We start from the raw sequence: 26,309 nt of genomic DNA on the forward strand, positions 1-26,309 counted from the left end.
CGGGATTGCAGGACATTCTAATGCTGCGCGACTACCCTAGCAATCGCACACTTTTCCAACGTAGCCGCGCAATATTTTCCGCGCCGCACGCGGGTTCGGGAGCAAGCTTTGCTAACGATCCCACGTTGGCAGCGAATGGGTTCTGCGCGAGCCTCACGCAGCGGCCAGTGAAAGATAAGCGCGATGCTGCTTTTCGACCTGCGCGGTGAGCGCGTCGAGCGGTGCGTTTTCGTTCACGATGATGTCGTCGGCGGCGGCAAGACGGGCCTCGCGCGTGGCTTGCCGCGCCATGATCGCCAGCACCTGTTCGCGCGAAAACCCGTTGCGCTGCATCACCCGCGCGACCTGCGTATCGACGCTGCAATCGACCGTCAGCACCCGGTTCACGCGCGTTTTCCAGCTTCCCGATTCGACCAGCAACGGCACCACGACGATCACGTAAGCGCCTTGCGCGTCGGCGCGTTCCCGCTCCGTTTCCGCGCGAATCAGCGGATGCGTAATGGCTTCGAGGCGATGACGCGCGCTGTCGTCGCTGAATACCAGCGAACGCATCTGTGCGCGGTCGAGCGAGCCGTCGGGCGCGACGAACGCCGCGCCGAATTCGCGTTCGATTGGCGCCATCGCAATTCCGTGCGGCGCCGTGATCCGATGCGCGATCAGATCCGTATCGACGATCGGCACGCCGTGCACCGCGAACAGATCGGCGACCGTCGATTTACCGCTGCCGATTCCACCCGTCAATCCGACTGCAAACATGCGTCAGCCTCCCAAAACCGCGAACAGCGGCGTGCCGAGAAACAGCGTGATCGCGCCACCGGCCGCGAGGAACGGACCGAACGGCAACGGTTCTTCGAAGCGCATCCGGCCGCGCCACGTGGCCGCCAGTCCGACCACCGCGCCCGACACGGCAGCGAGCAACACGATCTGCGGCAACGCTGTCCAGCCGAGCCATGCACCGAGCGCCGCCAGCAGTTTGAAGTCGCCGTAACCCATGCCTTCGACACCGCGTACCAGTTTGAACACCCAGTGCACGGCCCACAACACCAGATAGCCCGCGATCGCGCCCGCGACGGCCGTGTGCAGACTCGCGAACATGCCGTTGAAGTTGACGATCAGCCCGGCCCACAGCAGCGGCAACGTGATCGAGTCAGGCAACAGATGCGTGTCGATGTCGATGGCGCTCATCGCCAGCAACGCTGCGCACAAACCGAACGCGGCGAGCGCGGCGAGTCCGGGTCCGAATGCGATCAGCGAGCCGACCGCACATGCGGCGCTGGCGATTTCGAGTAACGGATATCGTGCGCTGACGCGCGTCTTGCACGCCGAGCACCGACCGCGCAGCAGCACATAGCTGAGCACCGGAATGTTTTCCCACGTGCGCAGGGTGTGGCCGCAATGCGGGCATGCGCTGCGCGGCACCCACAGGTTGTAGCGTCGCGGCAGGCCGTCGTCGTGAACGGGCGGCGCGACGTGGTTGCCGCTGATGTGCGTATCGAGGCTTGCGCCGTCGTTCGTTTCGTCGTCGGCAACGGTTAGCGCGTCATGCACTTCTTCGCGCCATGCGCGTTCGAGCATGATCGGCACGCGATGCACGACGACGTTCAGGAAGCTGCCGATCACCAGCCCGATCACTGCGGCAAATGCAATCTGGATGCTTGCCGGCAGCAAGCCGAAGCTTGCGCCGACACCGCTTGCCGAATGGCTGGCGAGCAGGCTGAACGAGTGATCTGACACGGGTGAGAGGATCGAAGACATGGCAAGAAGTGTAGGGTCGGCAGCGATGCTACACCACGTTACCGAGCTGAATGATGGGAAGATACATCGCCACCACGAGACCGCCCACCAGTGCGCCGAGCACGACGATCACCAGCGGCTCGCACAGGCTCGACAGCGTGCCGATCCGGTCGTCGACCTGGCGGTCGCCTAGCGACGCAATATCGATCAGCATCGTATCGAGCGTGCCCGACTCTTCGGCGACGGCTACCGGTTGGACCACGTCGGGCGGAAAGCAGCGCACCGCGCGCATTGCCGCCGCGAGTCGTTCGCCGCGCCGCAATCGCGCGGCGATATCGCCGCTCGCGCGATCGAAGAGCGCGTTGCCGGTGGCGTGCGTCAGGGAGTCGAACGCGTCGGCGAGCGGCGTGCCGGCGGACAGCAGCGTACCGAGCGCGCGGCTCCAGCGCGCCGCACACAAGGTTTTCAGCAACGGGCCGGCGACGGGCAACGCGAGCGACACGCGCGCGAACCGGAGGCGCGCCGTTTCCGAGCGACGCAACAGCATCGACACGCCGAACACCGTCGTCAGCGCCGCGCCGACAGCGGGCACGCTCCAGCGCGCGGCGGCGCCTGACAGCGCGATCACGAATTGCGTGGGCGCGGGCAACTTCGCGCCGAAGCCATCGAAGATCTGCTGAAACGTCGGCACGACCCAGATCAGCAAAGCCGCGGTAATCGTCAGCGCGAGCAACAGGATCGCGACCGGATAGGTGAGCGCGGCACGCACTTTTGCACGTTGCTGGGCCGCGCGTTCCCGGTCGTCGGCGACACGTTCGAGCACCGCCGCGAGTGCGCCCGACGCTTCGCCCACGGCGACCAGCTGGCAATACAGCGCGTTGAACTGCGCCGGATGACGTTCGAGCGCAGCGGAAAATCGCAGCCCTGCCGTGATGTCGCGCGACACGGCGGCGACGATCCGCGACATGCCGCGCGGCGCGCGGGTCGATGGCGCGGTGCCTTCCGACGCCTGCGCGAGCATATCCAGCGACGGCGCGAGCGGCAGTCCTGCCCGCAACAGACTCGCGAGCTGGCGCGTGAAAACCGATACGTCGGCGTCATGCGCTTTCGGTTTTGGCGCACGACCTTGCGGCTTGATCTCGATGACGAACAGCGACCCGTCGCGCGCGAGCATGCCGCGCGCCGTGTCGTCGTCAGCGGCGATCAGCGTGCCGCGACGCGGTGTGCCGTTGCCATCGACGCCACGCCATGCAAAGCGCAGATCGCGACGCGCAGCAGGTGACCTGGCCGTAGCAGCAGCGGCGATCATGCGACCTCGGTGGCGTCGAGCGCTTCGGCGAGACTGGTGGTGCCGTCGCGCACGCGTGCAAGCGCCGCATCGCGCAAGCTGCCGACGCCGTCGGCCTGCGCGACGCGCGCAAGTGCCTGGGTGTCCGCTTTCGCAACGATCAGTTCGCGCAGCGCGTCGGACACCGGCATCACCTGGTGAATCCCGACCCGCCCCCGAAAGCCGATGCCATGACACGCGGCGCAGCCTGGCGCGCGCCACGGCTGCCAGCCGTCGAGTCGATCGTCGGTGAAACCGGCCGCGCGCAATGCCGCCGCCGTTTCCTGCACGGGCGTCCGGCACGCGACGCATAAACGTCGCACCAGCCGTTGCGCCGTCACCATTCTCAATGCCGCCGCGAGGTTGTACGGCTCGACGCCGATATCGAGCAGCCGCGCGATGGCGGCGGGCGCGTCGTTGGTGTGCAGCGTGGACAACACCAGGTGACCGGTTTGCGCCGCTTTGACGGCGACATCGGCGGTCTCTTCGTCGCGAATCTCGCCCACCATGATCACGTCCGGGTCTTGCCGGAGAAACGCACGAAGCGCGACCGCGAAAGTCAGTCCCGCCTTCTCGCGCACGCTGACCTGATTGATGCCTTCGAGCTGGATTTCGGCTGGATCTTCGACGGAGCACAGATTGCGCGACTCACCGTTCAGCATCTGCAAAAAGCAGTACAGCGACAGGGTTTTGCCGCTGCCCGTCGGTCCGGTGACGAGAACGAGTCCATGCGGCGCGCGGATCGCTGCATCGACGGTGGCGCGCTGCAGCGCATCGAGGCCGAGCGCGTCGAGCGACAGATCGGTGGGCAAAGCGTCGAGCCGGCGCAGCACGAGTTTCTCGCCGAACAGCGTGGGCAACGAATTGACGCGATAGTCCTCGATGCGGCCCGGCGCGCTCGCGATCCGCAACCGTCCGTCTTGCGGCACGCGCCGCTCGGCAATGTCCATGCGCGCGAGCACCTTCACGCGCGTGATAAACGCATCGCGCAAATGCGCAGGCGGTTGCGCAATCTGATGCAGCACGCCGTCGATTCGCAAACGCATGCGCCAGCCGTGTTCGGCGGGTTCGATATGCAGGTCGGATGCATTGCGTCGCGACGCTTCGCGCAGCGTGTCGGTCAACAGTTTGACGGCGGGTGTGTTGTCGTCGCGAGAGTCGGGCGCAGGATGCGCGGCGCTGGCGTTCGACGGTGCGGACAACGCGTCGCGACGCGCGCCGCTGGCGAACGGATGCGGCGCGGGATCTGCATCCGGCGACGCAATGGGACGCGGCGATGCGCGCTCGCCGGACGGAGAGTTGGACGTACTGGAAGACTGCATCGAAGACCGGCCGGAAGCCGCCTGTAGAACATGACGGCTTCATCATCCGGCAGCGCGGCGGTGCGCACCATTCAGCCAAACGGTCTACGTCGAATGCCGGGCTCGCGGTTCCGGATTGCCGATGGATGGCCCGGTAGTCCCGCGTCCCGGCGTTCAGCCGCTCAGCGCCTTCGTGAGTTTCGTCGCGCCCTTCGCACGCGGCTTGAAGATCTTGACCGTGCGGATCGCCTGATCGTCGCTGCGCATCACTTCCAGCTTGACGCCGCCGATCTGCACGCACACGTCGCCTTCCGGAATCTCTTCGAGAATTTCGAGGATCAACCCGTTCAGGGTTTTCGGGCCGTCGGTGGGCAACTGCAGTTGCAGCCAGCGATTCAGTTCGCGCAACGGCATGCTGCCCGCGACGATGCATTCGCCCGCGTCGTTCCAGCCGCCGCGCGTATTGGCGCCGCGCGGAATCGATGTGGTGAATTCGCCGATCAGTTCTTCGATGATGTCTTCCGGCGTCACGAGGCCCTGGAGTTCGCCGTATTCGTTGACGACCAGCGCGGTTCGATGACGGCTTTCCTGGAAATACTGAAGCTGCTGGAACACCGGCGTGCCGGTCGGCACGAAGTAGGGTTCTGCGAGCAGTCCGCGCAACGTCTCCCGCTCCAGTTCCTGGTTATGCAGCGCCGAGAGCGTCTTGCGCACGTGCAGCACGCCGAGCACACGGTCGATGTCGCCCTTGATAAACGATCAGCTTGTTGTGATAGCAGGTTTCCAGCTGATGCAGGATCTGATCGAACGGCGCGTCGAAATCCAGCGCCTCGATGCGGCGGCGCGGAATCATCACGTCGTCGACGGAGATGTTTTCCAGATCGAACAGGTTCAACAGAATGCTGCGGTGTTTGGTCGGCATGAAGCTGCCGGACTCGAGCACGATGCTGCGCAATTCTTCCGTGGACAAACGCTGGTCGCGGCCGCCCTTGGTGTTGATATGCAGCAGACGCAGCGTGCCGTTTGCGAACAGGTTGACGAACCACACCAGCGGCCGCGCGACGCGCATCATCGGCGCGATCAGCAGACTGGCGGGCAGTGCGATCTTTTCCGGGAACGTTGCACCGACGATTTTCGGCGTGATTTCCGCGAACACGATGATCAGAAACGCGACGATCCCGGTCGAAATCGACAGCACCATATTGTTCTGCCCGAACGTGTGCAGCGCAATCGACGTCGTCAGTACCGGAATGATGGTGTTCAGCAGATTGTTCCCGATCAGGATCACGCTGAGCAGCCGATCGGTGTGGGTCAACAGAAGCTGGGTCGTCTTGGCGCCGAGTGCGCCCTGACTGGCGAGATGTTTCAACCGGTGGCGGTTGAGCGCCATCATTGCCGTTTCGGAGATAGAGAAAAATCCGGAGCAGATGATCAGTAGACAAACGGCGCTAATTTGCGCCCATAAGGGAATGTGGTCCACGCGTCGCGAAGTAAGGGGAAAGGATGGGGGAAATATAACAGAGGGGCCGGTGACACCTCGCCGGGCGGATCACGCAGAGGTTCATGGCCAGCCTTATGACGGGTCTCATGACGATTCTCGTGACTGGCGCAGGGCGCGCGTGAACGTGCCGAGCGCGTGCATGAATTCGACGGTGACGCCCGCCTGCGCAGGGGCGTCGGCGGCGACGCCCGCGCCGTCGAGGAACGCGTGTGCAAGCCGTGCGAGCGCTGGATCGTGGTTGGTGACGTCCGGTTGGGTTTGAGCGGGCGCAGCTTTGACGTTGCGCAATCCGCCGTACTGCGGCACGCCGACCCGCACGACGCATTGCATCGCGGGTTCGGTGATGATCGAGGCGCGGCCGAAGTCCAGCGACGGCGGCGCAAACGCTGTGGGCGGTTGAGGTCGCGGTTGCGGTGGCACCGGCGCATCGATTGCGATGGACGGCAGATCGTCGAATAGTGCCGCGTCATCCAGGCCGTCCGCATGTGACCACGGCTGTCGCGGCGCGCCGAACAACGCCAGCGGATCGACCGGCGTGTCGAGCAGGTCGTCGAGACCGGTCGTCGCGCCGGTCGGGTCCAACGGATCATTGGATGGCGCGAATGCCGCCGACATCGACGGAAACGGTTCCGGCGTATCGGCGCTCGGCCGTTCCGGCCATGCGCGGGAAGCGTCGGTCAGGTCTAGCGGCGCGCGCACCGAGAAATCCCACGGCGACGCGTGCGACGTTTCAGGTGCCGTCTGCGCCGTTGCCGGTTCGCCGGATGCCGCCAGCAACACGTATGCGCCGATCATCACGACGTCGCCGGATTGCAGGCGGGTCTGCTCGCCCGCCGCGATTACCCGTCCGTTGACGGCGACGCGTGTGGTCGCGCTGAGCGTGACGAACTGCCAGCCGTCGGCGGACGCGCGAACCGCCGCGTGCCGCTCGTCGATTGCATCGTCGTCAGGCAACGTCAATGTGCTGTCCGCCGAACGCCCGATGGTCCCACCGCGCGCGTCGAACGTCGCGTTCGTGCCGTCAGGATGCGCACGGCCGTGGCATGCAATCGCGCTCAGTTTCAGATTGGATAAGAACATGTTTGGAATTTTCAGCGAAGAGTCCGCGCGGATCACGGACATGAAAACGCGCTCATCTGTGCAAGCTGGAAAGGGTTGTCGCTGCTGCTGGCGGTGACGCGCAACGCCAGCTTTTGCCCGTTGAAATCGAAGCTCGCGATCATGCTTTCCGGCGCGCCGCCCGGCGTGATCCGCGCCTTGTCGAGCAAGCGGTGCAGCGCCCACGGCCCTTGCGTCTGCAGCGTGTCGGTGCCGCGTGACGTGGCAATCTGCAAGGCCACGAGGTTCGTGCCGCGCGCGCCCGGCCAGCGGATTCGGGTTGGAATAGGCGGTCCGTGCGCGTAGCGCAGCGTCTGACCGTCCACGTCCAGCGTGTATTGCAGGATGCCGGCATCGACGTCGAGCGGCGTCAGTTCGACTTCCAGCGAAGGTGACGGCGCGTTTCCGGCGAAATAGACCGAGCGGATCGCTTCGGCGTTCTGAAACGATCCGAGCAAACGTGCGCCGCCGTCACGTGAACCGGATGAACCGGATGCGCTGGACACGCCGGACGACGCGTCGCGTCGGAAGACCCAGCGGCCTTTGCCGACGTCGGTTTGCGCCGCGAGATTCGATTTGAAGAAGCTGTCCATCAAACCGCCCGAGGCGAACAAACGCGAGAAATCGTCGAGGGCGACGTCGCGCGTCGATGCGCGCACGAACGGATAGCGCCCGGCGATCAGGTGCCTGCACGTGCCGCCGATGCCACCCTGCGCCTGCTGCGCACGTTCTGGCGCATCGCCCCGCTGAGTTGCCCGGCGCCGGTCTGCCCCAACGCGCCGAACAGCGTGCGCAACGGCAGCGGTAGACGGCCGGCGTCGGCTTGCAGTTTGTCGAACACGTCGGTTTGCGGCGGCGGGGTGCCGCTTGCGAGCGCCGCGTTCGCCGACGTCAGATAGCCGTAAAGCGCGTCGATGGTGCGTAGCGTGCCGTCGAGCGGCGTGTTGCCCGCGTCGCCGCCGACCAGCCGGTGCAACGCATCGAAATGCCGATCGACCATCGCTTCAGGATGGCTGTCTTCAGCGGGCACGGCGACCGGTGCCGCACGACCGAACATCGCGACCAACGCCTCGCGCGCTTCGCCGACTTTCCGCTGCAACGGCTCGGCGACCTGACGGACCGTGGCCTCGGGTTTGCGCACCAGGCTCGTCTCGTTCGATGCAACCTGCAGGAACTGTCTGAGCGGCGAGTCAGGCGCGGACAGCGTGCGCGCAATCTGCGTGCTTTGCGTGATCGACGTGCTCGCCACCAGGGTCACGTCGTCGAGATAGGCGTCCCATACGTCGATGTAATCGTTGAAATACGCACGCCTGACTTCGACGGCGAGTGGGTTCTGCTCGCGCTCCGGTGTCGCCGCGATGCCGAGCACCCACGGATCGTCGCGACGCAATCGTGCGGTCACGCCGTCTACCTGGGTTGAAAACACGTCCCAGTAGCCGCGATACGTATAGAGCGGCGCGACACCTTCGGTCAGCGGCCGGCCGCTTTTGCGTGTCAGGACGAGCGCCGCCTGCGGGCCGCCTGCACCCGCGAGCGTCACCGGATCGTCGCGCATCGAGCGCAGCAGTTCACGACGAAGCAGACGATACGCGCGTTGCGCCACCGACGACTGCGCAAGCTGCCCTCGCACCCGTTCGACCAGCGTTGCATTCATCGGAAACGGCGCGGTCACATTGCGCGATTCGAACAGGCGCGTGAGATGAGCTTCGACGCGCGCACGTTCGTCTTGCGGCATACCGGACGGCAACGCGGCTTCGGCGTCGAGAATCAGCCAGGCGGCGAGAAAGGCCGCGTCGTAATGCGCGGGCGTGTACAGCATCAGGTAGGCCTTCAACGCGTCGTAAGAATATTCAGCATCGGCGGCGGGCGCGTTGGCCAGCAGCGTCTCGATCCGGGCGGCGGCGAGCGGCAACAGCTTTTCGTCGAGCGCGCGACGGTAGACCGCCTGGCTCGCGGCGTCGATCCGGTCGCCCTGATACAGGCCCATCCGGTAACTGCTCCACGGCGGCGCGGCGACATCGAAGCGTGCGCTGTCGGGCAACCCGCGCAAGCCGTCGAGAATCGCCGTCAACGACGGCAGATCGGCGACGGGCTGCTGGGCGGCCGCACCGGTCAAACGGCCGAGCGCGACGACATGGGCATTTACCTCGTCGAGATAGGCGCGATTGTTCGAGTAGCTAATGGTCCATCCGGCGAGCAGCGTCGCCATCATCAGCGCCGTGACAATCACGGCCGCGACCTGCACGCGGCGCTGCCGCCGTACCGCGCGGCTGACGCCTGCAAAGCCCGCGTCGGCAAACAGTGCGTCGTGGAGCAGGCGCGTCAGAAAGAAACCGTGACGGGACGCATGGCCAACGTTCGCGCGGGTGGGTACGGCAGTCTCTTCGATCCGCAAGCGGTCGTGGATTGGCGCCAAGACCCGGTCGATTTCCGGAGCGCCTTGTTGAGCGCTCGTGAAATAGATACCGCGTGCATGCAACTCGACGTCGAGCGGCGACGCGCAGAACAGCGCGGCACAGAAGTCGTCGTGCGCCTGACGCACGCTCGCGAACTGTTGTGGGAACAGAAACGCCCGCGCGCGTCGCGTCACGTCGGGTTCGCTCAGCAGCACGTCGGATAGTCCTTCGTCGAGACGGCGGCGCAACGCGTCGAATGCCTGGCTTGCCGATTCCGTGACGGCTGCATCGTTCGCTTCGAACGTGGTGCCCCAGACCTGCGCGCGCTCATCGCGATTCAGGCTCGAAAAATAGTCGCAAAACCCACCGATGCGATCCATCTGCGTAAAGCACAGATACACCGGAACCCGAACGTCGAGCGTGGCTTGCAGCGCCTGCAAAGGCTGACGAAGCCGCGTCGCGTAGGCCTTGCATCCGGCTTCGTCGAGCGCGAGCAAGGTGTGGATGGGCACGGTCAGCAGCACGCCGTTGACCGGCTGTCGCGGCCGGTGCTTTTTGAGCAGCGTCAGCAATTCGCGCCATTCGGCGTGACCGGCTGCGTCGAGGAGATCGCCTGGCGTATCGATCAGCACGGCGTCGTCGCAGAACCACCATTCGCATTGCGTGGTTGGCTCGACGCGGCCGCTGGCGGCGCGCGCGGCCTGATCGGCAATAGGTAGCGCGAGACCGCTATTGACGAGCGCCGCCGTTTTCCCTGCGCCTCGACTGCCGACGACGAGATACCACGGCAGGTTATCGCTCGACCGGCCGGTGAGGGCATCGCGCAATGCTGCGAGACGGCCGGTGCGGTGCGGCGGTCGATGCAGTACCGCGAGCGCATCGCGAAACCGCGCGCGAAGTGCTTCGAGCCGTTCGAGTTCGGGGTCGGGCGCGCCAGGTGCGCCGACCGATGATGCGTTGCCCACACGCCAACCCGCGAACACGCCGCGCCGATGCGCGCGCCGAAGCGCCCGCAGCACCCAGACCGACAACACGACGCCGATCAGCACACAGCGGGACGCCACACTTTCGATCGGCCGCATTTCCCCGATTGCCAGCAGCGGCCCGATCCACCAGATTAGCGCGACCACCAGCACAACACCGAGCACGACGCCGAGCGCACGCCACACCATGCGCGAGACGAGCAGACGCAACAGGCGTTTGAGCGCGTTCATCGGCTGTCCGGTTCCGCGTGACGTTCGTCGCTTCCGGGCGGCGGCAACACGACGATCTCGACGCGCCGGTTGTGTGCGCGGCCTTCGGCGGTGGTGTTGGTATCGACGGGTTGCTGGTCGCCGCGCCCCGCGATCGTCACGCGTTCCGCGCGGCTGAGGCCCGACGACAGCAGTTGTCGTCTGACCGTGGCCGCGCGCGCTTCCGACAGCGCGAGGTTCGACGCGAACAGCGGCGTATGGATGGGTTGATCGTCCGTATGACCGGTGACGACGACGCTGCCGTCGATCCGTTCGAGTGCCTGCGCCACGCGCGACAACATCGGCACGAGCGCGTTGTTCGCGACCGCCGAGCCGGACGCGAACAGCCCGTCGCCACGGATCGAGATCACGCTGCGACCGTTGTCGTCATGCACGGACAGCGCGTCGTCGGCGATGTCCGCATCGAGCCGACGCGCGAGATCCGACGCGGGCGGCAGCGGATTGCGCACGGCGATGTCCGGCAGACGGATTGCGTTGATTGCGTTCGCGGTGCGGTCCGCCGCGTTGTTCGACGCCAGCAGAAAGCCGATAAAGCTGACGCATCCGATCAATCCCGCGCCCGGCAGCCACGCCCACGCGGTCAACCGGAGACGCACCGGCAGCGCATGCGTACGATCGGCGGCCTGCCAGTGCGGCGACAGCGCGCGCGGGTAGCCGTTGCCGATTCCGTGCAGCAGCGCATGGAGCCGTCGCGTCAGCGTGTCGAGTTGCGCCGTGCCGTTCTGCATCACGCGGTAGCGCCCCTGAAAACCCAGCGCGAGACAGTAGTACTGAAGCTCGATCAGATGACGATGCTCGCGAGGCCGCGCCGACAGTCGCGCGAGCAGCTGAAAGAATTTTTCGCCGCCCCACGTTTCCTTGTGAAACGCGACCAGCAAACTATGTGCCGACCACGCACCGCCGCCGCCCCACGGCGTGAGCGCCGCCGCTTCGTCGAGCGCGGTGCACAGGCAATAGCGCGCACCGACGATGGTTTCGACGGGGATCGCCGCGTGTTGCGCGCGAGTCTGAAAGCGCCGTATTTCGTCGATCAGATATTCGCGCATCCGCGCCGGCGCCGCCTGCAAGCCGAGGCGGATCTGCGCCAGCATATCGAGCAGCGGTTGCGCGGCGATCACGAGCGCGTTGACGGTAGCCGGTTGCGGGCTTGGGGCGAGCGTCATGCGCGGCTTTTCTCCATGCGCGATCACCCGCGGATCGCCCAGCATTCCATCGTCAGGCCCGGCATGTCGCCGGCGACGTGCAACGCGAGACCGCTCGATTGCGCAAGCTGTTTCCAGAGATCGCCGCTGGTATCCAGTTCGAAGTAGTGACTGCCGGCGTGATACGGAATCTGTCGCGGCGCGACCGGCAGCAAACGGAGCGCGATGCCCGGCAAGTGCAGATGCACGAGATCGGCGATCCGTTCGAGCGGGCCGATCTTCACCTGCGCCGGATAGTGCGAGCGCACTGTTTCGGCGGGGAGATCGGCATGCACGGCCAGCACGAAACTGGCGGTATGCAGCAGTTCGCTGTCGTGAATCTGCCCGACCCACACCCGGTGCGCGCGCTCCTGCAAGTCGATTGCGATCGCGTTCTGTTCGAACACGGTGGACAGCGCGCGGCGTAAGTCGGCCATCAACGGCGCGAAACTGCCTTGAAGGTCGTCGTGCCGGTACACCGGACGGTTGAGCGGACGCCGTTCGCCAGCGGTGTAAGTGGCGAGGTCGAATGCGATTCGCAGCCATTGCTGGAACAGTCTTTCGGGATGATGCTGGCCGGGCGTCTGCGCGTGACCGGTGTCGGCCTGCGCGCGATTGACCAGCGCGAGCAGCAAAAAGTCGGCAACCTCGCTGACGCCGCCGCGCCCCGGCGCCGACAGACGCTTCGCCAGTGCGTCGCCACGCTGTTCGAGCAAGCCGTGAAGCTCGCGCAGATAGCCGCTCAATACCGGATGCCGGTTGGCGATCAGCATCGGCGGGATGTAGTGCGTGTCGAGGATCAGATGATGGTCGCTGCGGCGCTCGATCACCCGCACCACGCCGATTGCCTGCCATTCGCTACCGAGGTTCGATTCGAGCAGCAACCGCAACCGGAGACGGCCGGTTTGCACCATCGCAGGTCCGAGCGCGACGGCGTTGGTGTCGGCGATCTCGCGCGTGTCTACACCGTAGCGTGCCAGCGAGCCGGGCTGCTCGTCGAAAATGGCCTCTTCGGCGCCCGCTCGCCTGACCGGCAGCGCCAGCAATACCCGCTCGTTCGTGGTGTGCGGCGGCACATCGAGCGGCGCGGGCAAATCGTGCGGTGCGGTCAGCAGAAACGGCGTACCGTCAGGCATCACGCCTTGCGCCGACGTCAACACCACCTTGCCGAGCGCCAGCGCGTCGTGGTCGAGGTCGAGACTCAGAAAACCCCAGAACAATCCGAGCGACCCGACGCTGCGTTGATGCACATACGCTTCGACATAGCGTTCGAGTTGCTGAAAATGCTGGGGACGCAAATACATCCCTTCCGACCAGATGATTTTTGCGCGCGACGCACTTGCGTCTTGCAGCGGCAAATCTTCATGTTTCATTGCTGTGTTCCGTCGAGAGGGCTAACCATCAGACCGCCCGCGCCCAGGTTGACGCGCAGCGCGAGCCGCTCCGGCGTGAACGGCCAGAGCGAAAACAGCGCGGATTCACCACGGTCGGGGAAGGTGTAGGTGGCGCGCCATGCGCGTCTGTCCTGTTCGCGATAACCGGCGACCACGCCGAGCGCATGGACGGACGGGCCGTCGTTGCGACGGATCAGCTTGTGTTCGCCCGGCAGCAGAATCAGCTGTTCGAACGACACGAGATCGTCGCCCAGCGTGGCCTTCGCGCGATCCTGAAGCGACCCGAAGTCGCTCGTGTCGAACGTGGTTGTCGATTTGAGTGCGTAAATGCCGACGAGAATCGGCGACGCGCGACCCGCGCCGTCCGGATTGACGCGGGCACTGGCGACCAGATTCAGGTCGTAGCCGTCAGCCGGATGACGCGGCGCCGTTGCGCACGATGCGAGCAGCGCAAACGCAGCAAACAGCGCAATGCGGGCGGGCCGATCCGGCAGCGATAGGACGTTTGACATCGATGCGTTAGCCAATATCCATTAGACGTCAGCCGGCCAGATTCAGGATATGGGTCTGGCTGGGCGAGCCGGTGCCGATTGCATTGGTCGCGTTCTGTTGCGTGGGATCGGTCATGCGCGTGGTGGGCATGCCGTGCAGCAGCACCGTATTCGCGCCGTTGATATTGCGCGACAGCGACGACACGGTGCCCGACACGACGCCGCCCATCGAGCCGGGCGCGTCGCCGGTGGTGACGGGAATGATCGTGGCCAGGTTGTGCGCGGGCGCGGCCGCGACGAGAACGTTGCTGACGTTCGGAATCGCGAGCGGGCGTTGCGCGTTGTTGTCATAGGGCACCGGTACGCCGACCGGCGGTGTCTTGTTGACGCTAACGGCGTCGTTGCAGCCGGCTGCGCTGGAGTTGACCATGACCATGAGTGCGGTTTATCCGAGATGAATTTGAGCGGCGTCGATTTTCGACAGATGTTCGGCGGTGAGTAGCGTGTTTTTGCCGTGCAGACGAAGCGTGTCCGTCGCCGCGTAATCGACGTGCGCGGCCCGCACGTGATCGACGGATTCGATCGAGCGGAAGCTGGTCCGGCTCAACTGGACAACGCGCTCGACCACGGTTTCCAAGGTCTTGCCGATCAGCCGCGCGACACCGATCCGGCCATGCAGTTCGTCGCATGCCACCGCGCTCGACCCGCTCGCGAGTTCCGTGTGCGTCGCACTGACGACGACCCGTTCGGCTTCGACGCTGAGTTCGCCGTCGCTGCGCCACGCGCACTGGTGCGCGGCGTGAAAGCGCAAGTCGCGCGTGGCTTCGAGCAGCAGATCGCCTTCGATGCTGATGCGGGTCATGGTTACCTGCGGCCGTTCGAGAATCGCGACCACGAAGCCCAGCCGATACCCGGTAACGCACACCGCGACGCGATCGCCGGTTTCCGGCGCGACGAGGCAACTGAATGCGCGACGACAGGGTAACGGTTCGTCGTCGTCGTCGATCGCGACGAGCATGATTCCGTCAGCGGAGATTTCAGCGACGGTGCCGATCGCCGCGTTCGCGTCCGCGATCGGTGGTGCGGCGGACGACGTAGCCGACGATGTAGCCGAAGACGTAGCCGAAGAAGCGGCGGCGCGGGGCCGCAACTCGATAATCCAGGATGTCATGACGGGCTTCCATTGGATAAATGCATGCGCCGGGCATTGCGTTGTCGGGACCACCCTTTGGCGGCGTGGGCTGCCGGGTCGTGGCCGTGTGCGCCGGACAGGTTTGCCCACTGCGCCAGCGAGGTTTCGTCTGCGACGGCGTTGTCGAAGCAGGTGCCCGATAACGAACTTTGGTCGAAGCGGGCGGCGGTCAGCGTGGCGTCCGAAAAGTCGGCGCCTTCGAGCACGGTGCGGACGAACTGCGCGTCGCTCGCGTTCGCCCGATGCCATACCGCGCCGCGCAGGTTGGCATCGGAGAAGTCGGCGCGCGGTACCTGCGCATCGACCCAGAGGCTGTTCTGGAGTTGCGCGTGACGGCATTGCAGTGCCGCGCCGCTTGCGCGATAAAAGACCGTGTGCGGTGCATCGACACCGTCGAGGCACGCGCCGTCGAGTACCGCGTCCTGGAAGTTGCAGTTCGCCAGATGCGCGTGAGACAGATCGACAACGCGCAACCGGCTCGAAATAAACTGACACCGGTTCAGATGCTGGCCGCTCAAGCGTTGCTCGCTGAGGTCGGATTCCGTAAAAACCGCGCGATCGAATTGCGCACCGGCGAACACCGTGAAGCGCAGATCCAGCCGGTAAAACAGACTCGTCTGGATTCGCGCGTTTTGAAAGCTCGCGTCGTGCAGCGGCGTCTGGTCGAAATAGGCGCGTGCGATGTGCGCATCGTCGAAACGGCTGCCGGCGAGGTCGGCGTTCACGCACAGAAAGCGGTCGGCGCGCGCGCCCGAAAAATCGACATCACGTGCTTGTGTCGCGTTGAGGTTGCAGCCGTCGAGCACGCTGCGACAGAGCGCGGTGCGTACGATCGCACCGCCGCGAAACAACGTGCCGGACAGGTCCGCATGCGACAGGTCAACGTCCGTGAATACGCAGTTGTCGAACACGCAATGCGTCAGACGCGCGCCGGAAAGACGGGTGCCGTCGAACGATACGGTGTCGAACATGCCGCCCGACAGATCGCAGCCGGATAGATCGAGCGGGCCGATCGATACGCGGCTGACAGACTCGCCGTTAGCGATTGCGCGTCGCAGTGATTCACGATCGATGCTCATGCAACGCACCCCGACGATGGATTTCGCGGCATGGCGCAACGGCCGGGATCGGTCCGGTCAATGGCGCGCAAAGGACGCCACGTGGTTTGTTCGAGATACGCGTCGTCGAAGCGGGTGTCTGCGTTCGACAAGGTTTCCGCCAGATTCGCGCGAAACAGGTTGGCTTCGCGAAAATCGGCACCTGCCAGCAACGCGCACCGCATTTGCGCGCCAATCAGGTCGGCGCAGCGCAAATCCGCATCGGTCAGATCGGTGCGGATCAGTTGGGTATCTGTCACGTTCGCGTGCCGCCAGTCGCTGCGAGGCATCACCGCATCCGAAAAATCGCAAACACCAACGCGGCTTTCACGGAAGCTCGCACCGGGCGCGTGCGTGTGGCGAAAGTTCACTTCGCCGAGAGTGGCTTCCGTGAAGTCGGCGTGGACGAGGCGGCTGTTTTTGACGAAGCAGGCTTTGCGCAGCGACGCGCGCGTGAACCGGATGTTGTCAGCGGTCGTCTCGACACAGGCGAAGCCTTCGATGTCGGCCTGGCCGAAATCGACCCGCGTAAAGCGACACTCGACGAACGCGAGCTTACGGAGCGTCGCTCCGTGAAACACGAGGTCGTGAAACGTCTGAGCGCTAAACGTTAAACCGGCCAATGACGCACCGGAGAAATCGACCGTGTCGAACCGGCATTCCCGAAATTGCGCATGGTGAATCGACGCGCGCAGAAAATGGCATGCGCGAAACGCGGTGCCTTCGAACAGGCACCGGTCGAGCGTAGCAGCGGTGAAATCCGCGTTGTGACACCGCGCGAGCGACAGGTTTGCACCGGTCAGGTCTGCGCCGTCGAAGCGGCTGCCTTCGAGCGTGGCGCGCGCGAGCAACGCGTCACGCAGGTGTGCGCCTGTCAGGTCGGTGTCGGTCAGATTTGCACTTTCGAGCAACGCGCCTGCCAGTTGGGCACCACGCAGATTCATCCGGCTAAGATCGGTGCCGGTTAGATCGAATCCGGCGAATGATTCGCCACGCGCGAGCCCGGCTTCGAGACGCGCTCGCAAACGACGCGACTCCGCGACGTCGAGCGGCGGCGCGGCGTCCTGACACTGTGCGGTCAGCCGATACGCGTCGCGCAGTTTTTGGTCGATGTCGAGGTTGACCCGAGTGGCGACGGCATTCACGACACCGGCCGCGACGTTGCCGTCGGCGTTCAAGCGTGGCGGTCCGCGACGAGCCGCTTTTTCCCGCGACAACGCAGCCGGATGTTCGGTTTCGGCCCGATGCCGGAGATTTTCCAGCGCGACGCGTTGTGCGTTCGCCTGTTCCTCGCGTTCCAGCACGAACGAAGCCAGTTCATCGCGGCGTAATGGCTCGCGCGGGACGGCGTAGAACGAACCGAAATCGACGCCACGCGTTTTCGCTTCGTCGGCATGTCGGCGTGCGCGTCGTGCAAGCGCGCGCTGCAGCGCGTCGGCTTGCGTGACGACCGGCTCGCCGTCTTTGTTCACCGCGACGAGTGCTTGCGGCATCAGGTCGTCGTCGCGCAGCGCATGCAGCGCGCCGTACTTCGGGTCGGACCGGCATGCGTGGACCTGTTGATAGTGCGTGTCTTCACGAGGCGCGTCGGCGGGTTCCGCGGCCAGCAGAATGCATTCGACATCGTGCGCGTCGAACGCTTCGATTTCGAGGGCGCCGTGAAAGATCATCACGACGCGCTCGCGATGCGGGATGAACCACGCGGTGGTCAGCCGCATCGGAACCGGCGTCAATCCATCGTCACATGTTCGTTTCACGAAACATCGCGCCAGCAGCGGTGGCAACCTGCCGCTCAATGTGGCGTGATCCGGATGCATGTGGCGGATCTCGTAGGCGGCGGCGACGGGCAGGGCGTCGATTTCCAGCAATTGCTGATCGTCCGGCGCGACGTTGAAATAGCGTGGGTCCATCGTCCGTGGAAAGCCGGGGCAATCGTCGTCGAGCCATTGACTGTCTGGTGTGCCGTAACGCGCCATTCGCTGCGGTCGGCTGCTCGCGACGGGCGCGAATGAGGCAGCTGGTACGTGATCGTGACGGGAGCGCATTCGGTGCGACGGGTATTCGATATGCGGAAGCCGTGGCGGAAGCGAGCTGCCGTCATCCCGCTGCGGAAAGCCGATGCCCGACGGGTTGTCCGCGTAGCCTTCGCCGCCGTATGCAAACGGCCAGTCAACCGGAACGGATTCGAACGGCTGCGTGGCCGATGGCGTGTCGCCGTTCCAATGCCGTTCGCCGAAGACGAGCAAGGCCTTGTCGATGCCCGCGAAACGCACACCGATGCGGCACACGCGCGACGCGTCGCCATATTTGCCGTATGCATGGCCCGACACGACGAATTCCGGGTGCGGTTTGGGCAACGCGGCGTCAAGTGAAACGCCGCGCAGTTCGGCACCGACCGTATCCCACAACTCGCTCTCGCTGACGACCGCTGACGCGTGGCCGAGTGACGCCATTACCGGCATCGCGATCCCGAGATGTTCGCGTCCGAACCGGCGATAAGTGCGGGTGAGGATGCCGGCTTGAGTGGGCTTCATGATTTTCATCGTGCGGCCGCCTTCAGAACGTCACCGACAAACCGACGTGATGAACGGAAATTCCCGTCACTGACACCGACGAGCCGGTCATTCCGACTTCCGAACCGACCATGCTGATCGCGCTGCCGGTCATGGAGACATCGGAGCCGGTCATCGCAATGGCCGAACCCGTGACGCCTATCACAGAGCCCGTGACAGTCTGCGCATTCACGACGAGCGCCACCTCGTGGTTGATCGTGAGCGTCTCCGTACCGGAGACGGTGATGTTCGAGTCTTCCGCGATCTCGGTCGTCTGGCTTGCGCCGATCGACGTGGTCGAATTCTGCGCGATATCCGTCTTCTGATCGCCGCCGACCGTATGCGTGGCGTGGCGTTCGACGGAGACGTCGTAGTTGCGTTCCGCGTGCATCAGAAGCTGCTCGGCGCCAGATTTGTCTTCGAAACGCAGCATATTGGCGTTCGCGCCGCTGCCGCCCGGTGTGCGCGTGACGAACCCGCTTTGCGTGGCCGACGCCGGTAGTCCGAACGGCGGCATCTGGCTCGCGTTGTACACGCGCCCGGTGATCAGTGGCCGGTCCAGTTCTCCGTTCAAAAAATCGACCACCACTTCCTGGCCGATACGCGGCACATGCAGGCTGCCGAAGTTCGACCCCGCCCAGGTATCGGACACGCGCACCCAGCACGAACTGTTTTCATCGTTGTTGCCATAACGGTCCCAACGAAACTGCAACTTCACACGACCGTATTGATCGGTCCAGATTTCCTGTCCGGTCGGTCCGACGACTATCGCGGTCTGCGGGCCGGTTGCTTTCGGGATCGGCGTGACGCCCGGTGCGCGATACGGTATCGACGACGGTTGCGCGATCAGATCGAAGTCGTATTGCGCTTCGCTGCTGCCGCTCGCATAGCCGCCTGCCTGCAAGCGGTACGTGACGCCGACGATCAGGTGTTCGCGGTTTTCGCTGTCTCTTGGGCAATTTCTCAGCGTAAAGCGATAGCCCGGCGCGGTTTCACGCACGCGGCTGTGCGCGTGAACGCGCGCGTGACCGGCCTGTTCCTGTTCCAGGCGGATCCGGGCGCAGTGTTCGCCCTGATCGGCTTCGATATAGCAGCCTTGCCATTGATAGGCAGCGTAGTGGCCATGCTCGGCGCACAGCGGATTCGAGCGGCGTTGCGACAGATCGGCGAGTGGCTTGCGGAAGTCGTAGTCGTCGACGACGTACGCCCCGGTGCAAATCTCCGCCGACGGGCGCCATGCATCGATGCCTTCTTCGCCCGGCAACGCGAGCCGGTCGGGCGAGAGATAGGGCACGCTCTCGTGGGCCGCGAGCGATGTGTGCGCGCTGATGTCGTCCGCGAGGATCAGGACCTGCTGATCGGCCTCGTGCCGGAAAAAATAATAGATGCCTTCGTGTTCCATCAGACGGCTGACGAACGCGAAGTCGGTCTCCTGAAACTGGACGCAATAATCCCAACGCCGGTACTGCGTGAGCAGCCGCTCTTCGACGGCGAATCCGTACTTGCCGAAGACTTCCCGCAAAATCTCGACGACGGAACGGTTCTGGAAAATCCGGCAATCGGAGGTGCGGGTCAAATACCAGAGCCACGGGCGCAGCGTCAGCGTGTAGATATAGCTGCGCGACGTGCTGGTTTCGCGACCGGACAACTCGCACCGGACGATCTGACCGCCGAGGAAGCGCGTGGCACCGTTGAGCGTGGTGATACGCAATGTCACCGGTTTGCCGAGCAAAGCATTGAGATCGAGTGCGGCCGACGCGCTCACCATCTGCACGTCGAATGCATAGACGGACGACAAGGTCTCAGATCCCGCCAGCGATCGGAACATCAGCGTGTCAGGGGCGAGCGGCGTATCGGCCGTGATGAGATGCGTCATGACGTGTGACTGCCGGGTTGGTCGATGCTGCCCGCGACGTATTGCGGACCGGATTCGGGCGAATAGACGAGATCGTCAATGGGCGTGGTTTCACTGCGCGTGCCCAGGCAACTGCCCCAGCCCAACGGTTGCGGTCGATCCGACGGACCTCCCCGCGGATGCGCGCATGCGTTGCCGAGCGTGATGCCGCGGGCCTGATTGGCCGCGAGCAACAACCGGACGTCCCACGCCCATTCGACACCGACGTACACGCGAACCCAATGCATCAGTTCCCGCGCGCGGCGCGAACCAGGCAGAAACCCGGCGTATTGCTCGTGAGAAAGAGGGCCGAGTCGAATCTCGAACTTGCCGCTGACATCGCGAACGGCGACGCCGAGTCGCGCCCCCGCGCCGAGCCGTTGCATGGCACTTGCCGCGCGCAGCCTCGTGCGCTGAGCGGGCGGCACGAATACCCAATGCGCAACCCATTCGACGATCTCGACCGGCACCCTGAAATAGGACCGCAGGATCTGCGTCAAACCTTCGGGATTCCGGGTTTGCCGCGCGAGATGGCCGGCGGCGAAGTACATCGCGTGACTGGGCAGCGCGCCGGCCGGCCGAGCCATGGTTTCGCGCGCGGGAAGATGGCCGAGATGAATCAGGCTCGCGAGATAGCGGTCGAACGGCTGCGGTGAGTCGTCGTTGATGTGGCGGGTGTGGCGGGTGGGGGCGCTACGGTCGAGGCTGACCGTGGGCTGGGCGTCGGCCCATGCGCGATAGAACAGCAGGATCAACCGGTGATGAAACAGATCGGCGAATGCGCTGAACGTGCGGTCGCCGTGATTGCGCAGCCGGTCGCGTGCGAGCTCGGTCAGGTGCAGCGGCAACGGTCCATTAGGTCCGAACAGGCCGAAGCTGTAAATCGACACGCGGGCCATGCCATTTTTTGATGGCGGCGTGGCGTCGGCGAGCGTAGCCGGCGCGAAGGCCAGCGACGCGGTCTGACCGATTCGCAACGGCTCGTCGCCAGGGTGCGATGCCCGGCCAAGACGCGCGACGCTTCCGGCGCGCGCATCGATGTGGCGCAGCAGCGTGTACAGGTCGTAGGCATAGGGCGCGTCAGCGACGCGTTGCCAGAATTGCGCGAGCGCCGCAGGCCGATGCGGTTCATTCGGGCGCGTGCGTGCGGCCTGGGGTTCTTGCGTGGGCGTAGCCGTTTGAGCGGACGACGGCGGTTGCCGCGGTTGCGCCGACTGCGACTGCGACAGGTGAGCGCGCGTGATCATGCTGTCGGCCTGCGACCGATGCGCGGCGGCCACCGTTTCACCTCGCCGCGCTGCAATGTCGCCACGGAGAGCTCGCTGAAACTGTTCATCGACACATGTCGCGCGAAAAACTGATCCATCACCGCGCCGAACAGATATGTGCTCGCGCCCGCGAACGCGAGTTCATCGAGTAGCAACGACACGTTGACGCCGCGCCCGAACATCAGCGGCCCTGGATGCGGTAACGCGCGGTGCACGGGTTCGACGCGGACTTGCCGGACGCCGTGAATTTGCGGCAACACGGTCGGATCGGCGGCGCCGGCGTACAGTTCGAGCAGGCTGCGCAACGCGTGTGCGCCCTGAGTGTCGTCGAGGTCGGTTAGCGTCAGGTAATTCAGCCCGAGGTGGCTGATCAGACGCCACGTGGTTTCGTTTTCGGCCAACGCGGCGCGCGGCGGTGTCGGCCCGCGCAAGACATTGATTGACGCGACCGGCGCGGACACGCGCAAGCTGAAATCACTGCCACCGCCGAGTGGGATCAGTGCGCCGAGGTCGCGATTCGTGCACAGCGCATGGGCCGACAGATGGCGCAAGTCGTCCGAAAATGGAGCCTCGCGCTGATCGACCAGCGAGACATAGGCTTCCGTCCCGTTATACATGGACCGTGCGCCATTCCGATTCGCTTGCGCACGATTGGCGACGAGACGCGGTTCACGGCGCATCGTGAAGTAACGGCCATGATGACCGGCACTGTCCGAAGTTTCTGAGTGGGTCCGATAGAACGGCTCGAATGGACAGCTTTTCCCGTCGGACGCCAGATGCCCGGTGACGGATTCGATCCCGTAAATTTCGTAATCGAGAGGACGCGTGCGATCGACCACGATGTGCTGTTCGTGATGGCTCGGTAGCACGGCTACCCGGTCTGTCTGCTTCGGAAACAGATTGACGGCTGGTGTGCAGAAGAGCGCGAGACTGTGCTGCCCGATGGGGCGCTCAAGCTCGGGGGCCGCCTTGTCTAGCAGGATTGTCAGCGTGAAAGCGGTACCCCGGATGGCGGGCAGCGCGCGTTGCAAATCTCCGATGCTGACGAACAGATAGCGCGCGGGAAACGCAAAATATTCGTGCAACAGCCGGTAACCCTGAAACGAGCGCGTGCCGTACGGTAACAACGACTGCGTGGTGTTGAAGCCCTCGTGGCGGATCGCATCGTCGAGGGGTGTGCAAGGGCCGTCAGCGTCCGGTGCCGGATGACAGATCACGCCGAGACTATGGCCGACCATCAGTTCGAGCAGTGGCAATGCCTGAGCTTCCGGCGCGCTCAAGTGGAATGCGAGGCGGTCGATCGACAGTTCGCCCAGCGTCTGCACACCGGTTGCCTCGATCCGGATAGTTAACGCACTGCGTACCTGCGCGGCAACCTGCGTGCCGACGAGACGCGACAGCGGAAGCTCGGATGGTTCGCCTGTCAGTTTGACGTCGACGATTCGCAGCGGCCATAGCGTGACTTCGTGCGCGGTGCGGAACTCGCACGAGGTCTGTTCGCCCGGCGTCAGATTGGCCCGCAATGAGGTTCCGGCGGCCAAGGTGTGACCTGCCAGCAAGCTGCCTTCGCGCAGATTCGGCGTGATCGCGACGATTGCCATCGACGGTAACGGCGCGCCGTAGTTCGGATACACCATGTCGAGCATGCGCTGTGAAAAGCGCGGAAATTCCGCATCCATCTTCAGATGGATACGCGCTGTCAGAAAGCTGAAGCCTTCCAGCAGACGCTCGACGTATGGATCGTCGATTTCGCTGCCGCGCATTCCCAGTTCGCCGGCGACGTTCGGGAATTCGGTTGCGAACTCGGCGCCTGACTCGCGCAAATAGGCGAGTTCGCGGTTGTAGTAATCGAGTAAGCGTGTGTCCATCACGTCCCTCCACCGAGACCCGGCGCGAGACCGCCGCTTTCGGGATCGAGGTCGATACGCAACGTGAATGCGTGCGATGCGTGGCGCGGCCAGAGCTGACCGAGGATTTCAAGCGACCGGTTTTGCCGCTGGGACGTCGCTTCGCGGCCGACGACACACCGTACTTCGATACTGTCCGCGACGACACGCGGCTCGAAGCGAAGGATTGCCTCGCGGACGTCGGCTTCGATCGTACGCCAGTCTGCATCGACCGCTCGCACGCCAGCCAGTCCACCGACACCGAAGTTCAGCACCGAACGCCTGACGTGGGGAAACGCGGCGAGATCGTCGGTGGAGGTGAGGTTCTCGCAGTGCATCAACCAGCCCAGATCGCGCAACACGGCGTCGCGCAACTGCGCGCGTGCCGCGCCCGACGACGCTGCATGCGCGAGCGGCGAACGTCGCGCGGTCAGACGGTCGAGCAGACACGGCGGCGCGTCGGTTTGCACGTCGCGCCGTTGCGTACGATCGCCGCGCGGCGCGAGCAAGGGGTGAAGTTGATCCACAGAGGTTCTCTTCGGTTCTCGTTGAATGTGAGGGCGCGAGGGCGTGAGCGCGGACGGCCTTAGCGTGTGTCGCCGAGCCGATGCACGGTTGCACGGCCGCTCGACTGCATGGGCTTCACGGGCGCCAACACGTTCAGCAATTGGCGCTTCGGCGCGGTCAGACTTCGCGGTTTTCCTTGATGTCCCACGCGAGCACGCTTTCGCCGCCCTTCGTGCCTTGATCGGTTTGCTCCCAGTACTGCTTGCGTACTTTCGCCGCCTGGAACTGATAGGTGACGCCGACCGCTTCCGATCCGCGCGATGCGCTTTGCCGCACGGATGTCACGAGTACCTGAGAGAGCGTGATGTGGAGATATTCGATCTGCGAGCCGCCGGCCTTGCATACCGACACTTCGACCTTGGGCAGGTGCTTGCCGTTGGCGCAGTACTTGAGAACGGCTGGCGCTGCCTTGTCGAGGAAGGTGTCGACGACGAGATCGTTGAAGCTCGCCTTGCCGATTCCGCCGCCGCTGCCGGTGGCCATGCTGCCGGGCTGCTCCGCCCCCCACGAATAGGACCGGATGTCGATCCAGCCTTTGTGGTTCGCATCCTTGGATTCGCCGACGACGCCGTCTACGCGCAAGTACATATCTACAGACATGATTGAAGCTCCTGTGTGAGCGAAAAGTTCACTGCGTTAAAGCGCCTGCGTGGTCGTGTTGCCGTCTGTCAGTGCGGGCAAGCGCGAAACCAGCCTCAGAGAAACGGTCAGCCCTTCGAGCTGGTAGTGCGGACGCAGGAAGAATTTCGCGCGGTAGTAGCCGGGGTTGTCTTCGACGTCCTCGATCACCACCTGGGCGGATGCAAGCGGCTTTCGCGCCTTCGTGTCTTGCGAAGAGTTGACGGGATCGCCGTCTACGTAATTCATGATCCAGTTGTTGAGCCAGGACTCCATGTCGCCGCGCTCCCGGAACGAACCCACCTTGTCTCGGACGATGCATTTGAGGTAATGGGCGAACCGGCAGCACGCGAACAGATAGGGCAGACGTGCTGCGAGCCGCGCGTTCTCGGTGGCGACCGGATCGTGATACTCGTGTGCCTGCTGGAGCGATTGCGCGCCGATGAACGCGGCGAAGTCGGAGTTCTTGCGATGCACGAAAGGCATGAACCCGTTCTTCGCGAGTTCGGCTTCGCGCCGGTCGCTGATTGCGATTTCCGTGGGGCACTTCATATCGACGCCGCCGTCGTCGGTCGGGAACGTGTGCGCCGGCAGATCGGGCACCGCGCCTCCTGATTCCACGCCGCGAATCGACGTGCACCAGCCGTAGTGCTTGAACGAACGGTTGATATTGGTCGCCATCGCATACGCGGAATTGACCCACGCGTAGCGTTCGTGATTCGCGCCGTCGGTGTCTTCTTCGAAATCGAACGCATCGACCGGATTGGTGCGGATGCCATACGGCAAACGCGCGAGAAAACGGGGCAGTGCGAGGCCGAGATACCGCGCGTCGTCGGATTCACGTAACGCCCGCCAACTGGCGTATTCGCTGTTCTGGAATATCCGGGTGAGATCGCGAGGGTTCGACAGTTCCTGCCACGATTCCATTTGCATGACAGACGGCGATGCGCCAGTGATGAAGGGGCAATGCGCGGCCGCCGCGATCTTCGCCATTTCACCGAGGATTTCGACATCCGGCGGACTGTGATCGAAGTAATAGTCGCCGACCAGACAACCGAGCGGCTCCCCGCCGAACTGTCCATATTCTTCTTCGTAGACTTTCTTGAAGATTGGACTCTGATCCCACGCGCCCCCTTTGTAACGCTTGAGCACGCGGCTCAACTCCGTTTTTGACAGCGGCATAAAACGGACTTTGAGTTGTTCGTCTGTCTCGGTGTTGTTGACGAGATAGTGCAGCCCGCGCCACGACGATTCCAGTCTCTGAAACGCGTCGTGATGGATGATGGTGTTGATCTGCTCCGACAGCTTGCGGTCGATCTCCGCGATGATGGCCTGAATGGTTTCGTAGGCATCGTTGGAAATCGTCACGGCATTTTCGAGCGCCTGTAGCGCGAGCGTTTTCACCGCGCCGTCGATAGCGTGTTGGGCTTGCTCACTGCGCGGATTCAGCGCCTTGACCAAGGTGGCGGAAAAGCCGCTCGGCGACAGCGACGTGAGCATGGGATCGTGCGTGACGGTCTGGGCGTGATTCATCGGAGTTCTGGCGTGAGGTTCTGGAC

20 protein-coding genes and 1 pseudogene are annotated in these 26,309 nt (G+C 64.3%); all 21 read right to left on the reverse strand.

The window, feature by feature from the left end:
- Window positions 1-153 precede the first annotated feature (153 nt).
- The 21 genes and pseudogenes from coaE to tssC all read right to left on the reverse strand — a co-directional run bounded on the left by coaE (window position 154) and on the right by tssC (window position 26,250).
- Window positions 154-756, reverse strand: a complete 603-nt coding sequence (gene coaE, locus PW947_RS22575) for a dephospho-CoA kinase (protein WP_299634638.1) — start codon at window positions 754-756, stop codon at window positions 154-156.
- A gap of 3 nt (window positions 757-759) precedes the next feature.
- Window positions 760-1,755: an A24 family peptidase gene (locus tag PW947_RS22580; RefSeq protein WP_299634639.1), complete on the reverse strand. Its 996-nt coding sequence runs from the start codon at window positions 1,753-1,755 to the stop codon at window positions 760-762.
- A 28-nt stretch (window positions 1,756-1,783) separates the two neighbouring features.
- Entirely contained in the window at window positions 1,784-3,043 is a 1,260-nt protein-coding gene (locus PW947_RS22585) for a type II secretion system F family protein (protein WP_299634640.1), read from the reverse strand.
- Window positions 3,040-4,383: an ATPase, T2SS/T4P/T4SS family gene (locus PW947_RS22590; RefSeq protein WP_299634641.1), complete on the reverse strand. Its 1,344-nt coding sequence runs from the start codon at window positions 4,381-4,383 to the stop codon at window positions 3,040-3,042. The genes PW947_RS22585 and PW947_RS22590 overlap by 4 nt, the downstream gene beginning before the upstream one ends.
- A gap of 153 nt (window positions 4,384-4,536) precedes the next feature.
- Window positions 4,537-5,842, reverse strand: a pseudogene (locus tag PW947_RS22595) (HlyC/CorC family transporter).
- 105 nt (window positions 5,843-5,947) lie between these two features.
- Window positions 5,948-6,943: an FHA domain-containing protein gene (locus PW947_RS22600; protein ID WP_299634642.1), complete on the reverse strand. Its 996-nt coding sequence runs from the start codon at window positions 6,941-6,943 to the stop codon at window positions 5,948-5,950.
- Window positions 6,944-6,975: 32 nt separating this feature from the next.
- Entirely contained in the window at window positions 6,976-7,620 is a 645-nt protein-coding gene (locus tag PW947_RS22605; protein ID WP_299634643.1) for a type VI secretion IcmF C-terminal domain-containing protein, read from the reverse strand.
- 20 nt (window positions 7,621-7,640) lie between these two features.
- Entirely contained in the window at window positions 7,641-10,571 is a 2,931-nt protein-coding gene (gene tssM, locus PW947_RS22610) for a type VI secretion system membrane subunit TssM (RefSeq protein ID WP_299634644.1), read from the reverse strand.
- Window positions 10,568-11,773 carry a type VI secretion system protein TssL, long form gene (tssL, locus tag PW947_RS22615; protein WP_299634645.1) on the reverse strand — a complete coding sequence of 402 codons (1,206 nt, stop codon included), beginning with the start codon at window positions 11,771-11,773 and terminating at the stop codon, window positions 10,568-10,570. The genes tssM and tssL overlap by 4 nt, the downstream gene beginning before the upstream one ends.
- A 23-nt stretch (window positions 11,774-11,796) precedes the next feature.
- Window positions 11,797-13,164, reverse strand: coding sequence for a type VI secretion system baseplate subunit TssK (gene tssK / locus PW947_RS22620; protein WP_299634646.1), 1,368 nt, complete (start codon window positions 13,162-13,164; stop codon window positions 11,797-11,799).
- Window positions 13,161-13,697: a type VI secretion system lipoprotein TssJ gene (gene tssJ, locus PW947_RS22625; protein WP_299634647.1), complete on the reverse strand. Its 537-nt coding sequence runs from the start codon at window positions 13,695-13,697 to the stop codon at window positions 13,161-13,163. The genes tssK and tssJ overlap by 4 nt, the downstream gene beginning before the upstream one ends.
- 28 nt (window positions 13,698-13,725) lie before the next feature.
- Window positions 13,726-14,112, reverse strand: coding sequence for a DUF4150 domain-containing protein (locus PW947_RS22630; RefSeq protein WP_299634648.1), 387 nt, complete (start codon window positions 14,110-14,112; stop codon window positions 13,726-13,728).
- Window positions 14,113-14,121: 9 nt separating this feature from the next.
- On the reverse strand, window positions 14,122-14,847 hold the full coding sequence (locus PW947_RS22635) for a DUF3540 domain-containing protein (protein ID WP_299634649.1): 726 nt from the start codon (window positions 14,845-14,847) through the stop codon (window positions 14,122-14,124).
- Complete coding sequence (locus tag PW947_RS22640) at window positions 14,844-15,947, reverse strand: pentapeptide repeat-containing protein (RefSeq protein ID WP_299634650.1); 1,104 nt, start codon at window positions 15,945-15,947, stop codon at window positions 14,844-14,846. Before PW947_RS22640 ends, PW947_RS22635 begins: the two co-directional genes overlap by 4 nt.
- Window positions 15,944-18,499: a DUF2169 domain-containing protein gene (locus tag PW947_RS22645; protein WP_299634651.1), complete on the reverse strand. Its 2,556-nt coding sequence runs from the start codon at window positions 18,497-18,499 to the stop codon at window positions 15,944-15,946. Before PW947_RS22645 ends, PW947_RS22640 begins: the two co-directional genes overlap by 4 nt.
- Before the next feature lie 22 nt (window positions 18,500-18,521).
- The gene (gene tssI, locus PW947_RS22650) at window positions 18,522-20,393 is read right to left on the reverse strand and encodes a type VI secretion system tip protein TssI/VgrG (RefSeq protein WP_299634652.1); all 1,872 of its coding nucleotides are present in this window, start codon (window positions 20,391-20,393) and stop codon (window positions 18,522-18,524) included.
- Window positions 20,390-21,658 (reverse strand): type VI secretion system baseplate subunit TssG, encoded by a 1,269-nt coding sequence (gene tssG / locus PW947_RS22655; RefSeq protein WP_299634653.1) that lies wholly within the window; start codon window positions 21,656-21,658, stop codon window positions 20,390-20,392. The genes tssI and tssG overlap by 4 nt, the downstream gene beginning before the upstream one ends.
- Window positions 21,655-23,547 carry a type VI secretion system baseplate subunit TssF gene (tssF, locus tag PW947_RS22660; RefSeq protein WP_299634654.1) on the reverse strand — a complete coding sequence of 631 codons (1,893 nt, stop codon included), beginning with the start codon at window positions 23,545-23,547 and terminating at the stop codon, window positions 21,655-21,657. Before tssF ends, tssG begins: the two co-directional genes overlap by 4 nt.
- Window positions 23,547-24,092 (reverse strand): GPW/gp25 family protein, encoded by a 546-nt coding sequence (locus tag PW947_RS22665; protein ID WP_299634655.1) that lies wholly within the window; start codon window positions 24,090-24,092, stop codon window positions 23,547-23,549. Before PW947_RS22665 ends, tssF begins: the two co-directional genes overlap by 1 nt.
- Before the next feature lie 157 nt (window positions 24,093-24,249).
- Complete coding sequence (locus PW947_RS22670) at window positions 24,250-24,732, reverse strand: type VI secretion system tube protein Hcp (RefSeq protein WP_299634656.1); 483 nt, start codon at window positions 24,730-24,732, stop codon at window positions 24,250-24,252.
- 36 nt (window positions 24,733-24,768) lie between these two features.
- Window positions 24,769-26,250: a type VI secretion system contractile sheath large subunit gene (tssC, locus tag PW947_RS22675; protein ID WP_299635965.1), complete on the reverse strand. Its 1,482-nt coding sequence runs from the start codon at window positions 26,248-26,250 to the stop codon at window positions 24,769-24,771.
- Window positions 26,251-26,309: the final 59 nt, after the last annotated feature.

Origin of the sequence: Paraburkholderia sp., from assembly GCF_028283785.1 — a bacterium.
In the GTDB taxonomy this organism is placed as follows: Bacteria; Pseudomonadota; Gammaproteobacteria; order Burkholderiales; family Burkholderiaceae; genus Paraburkholderia.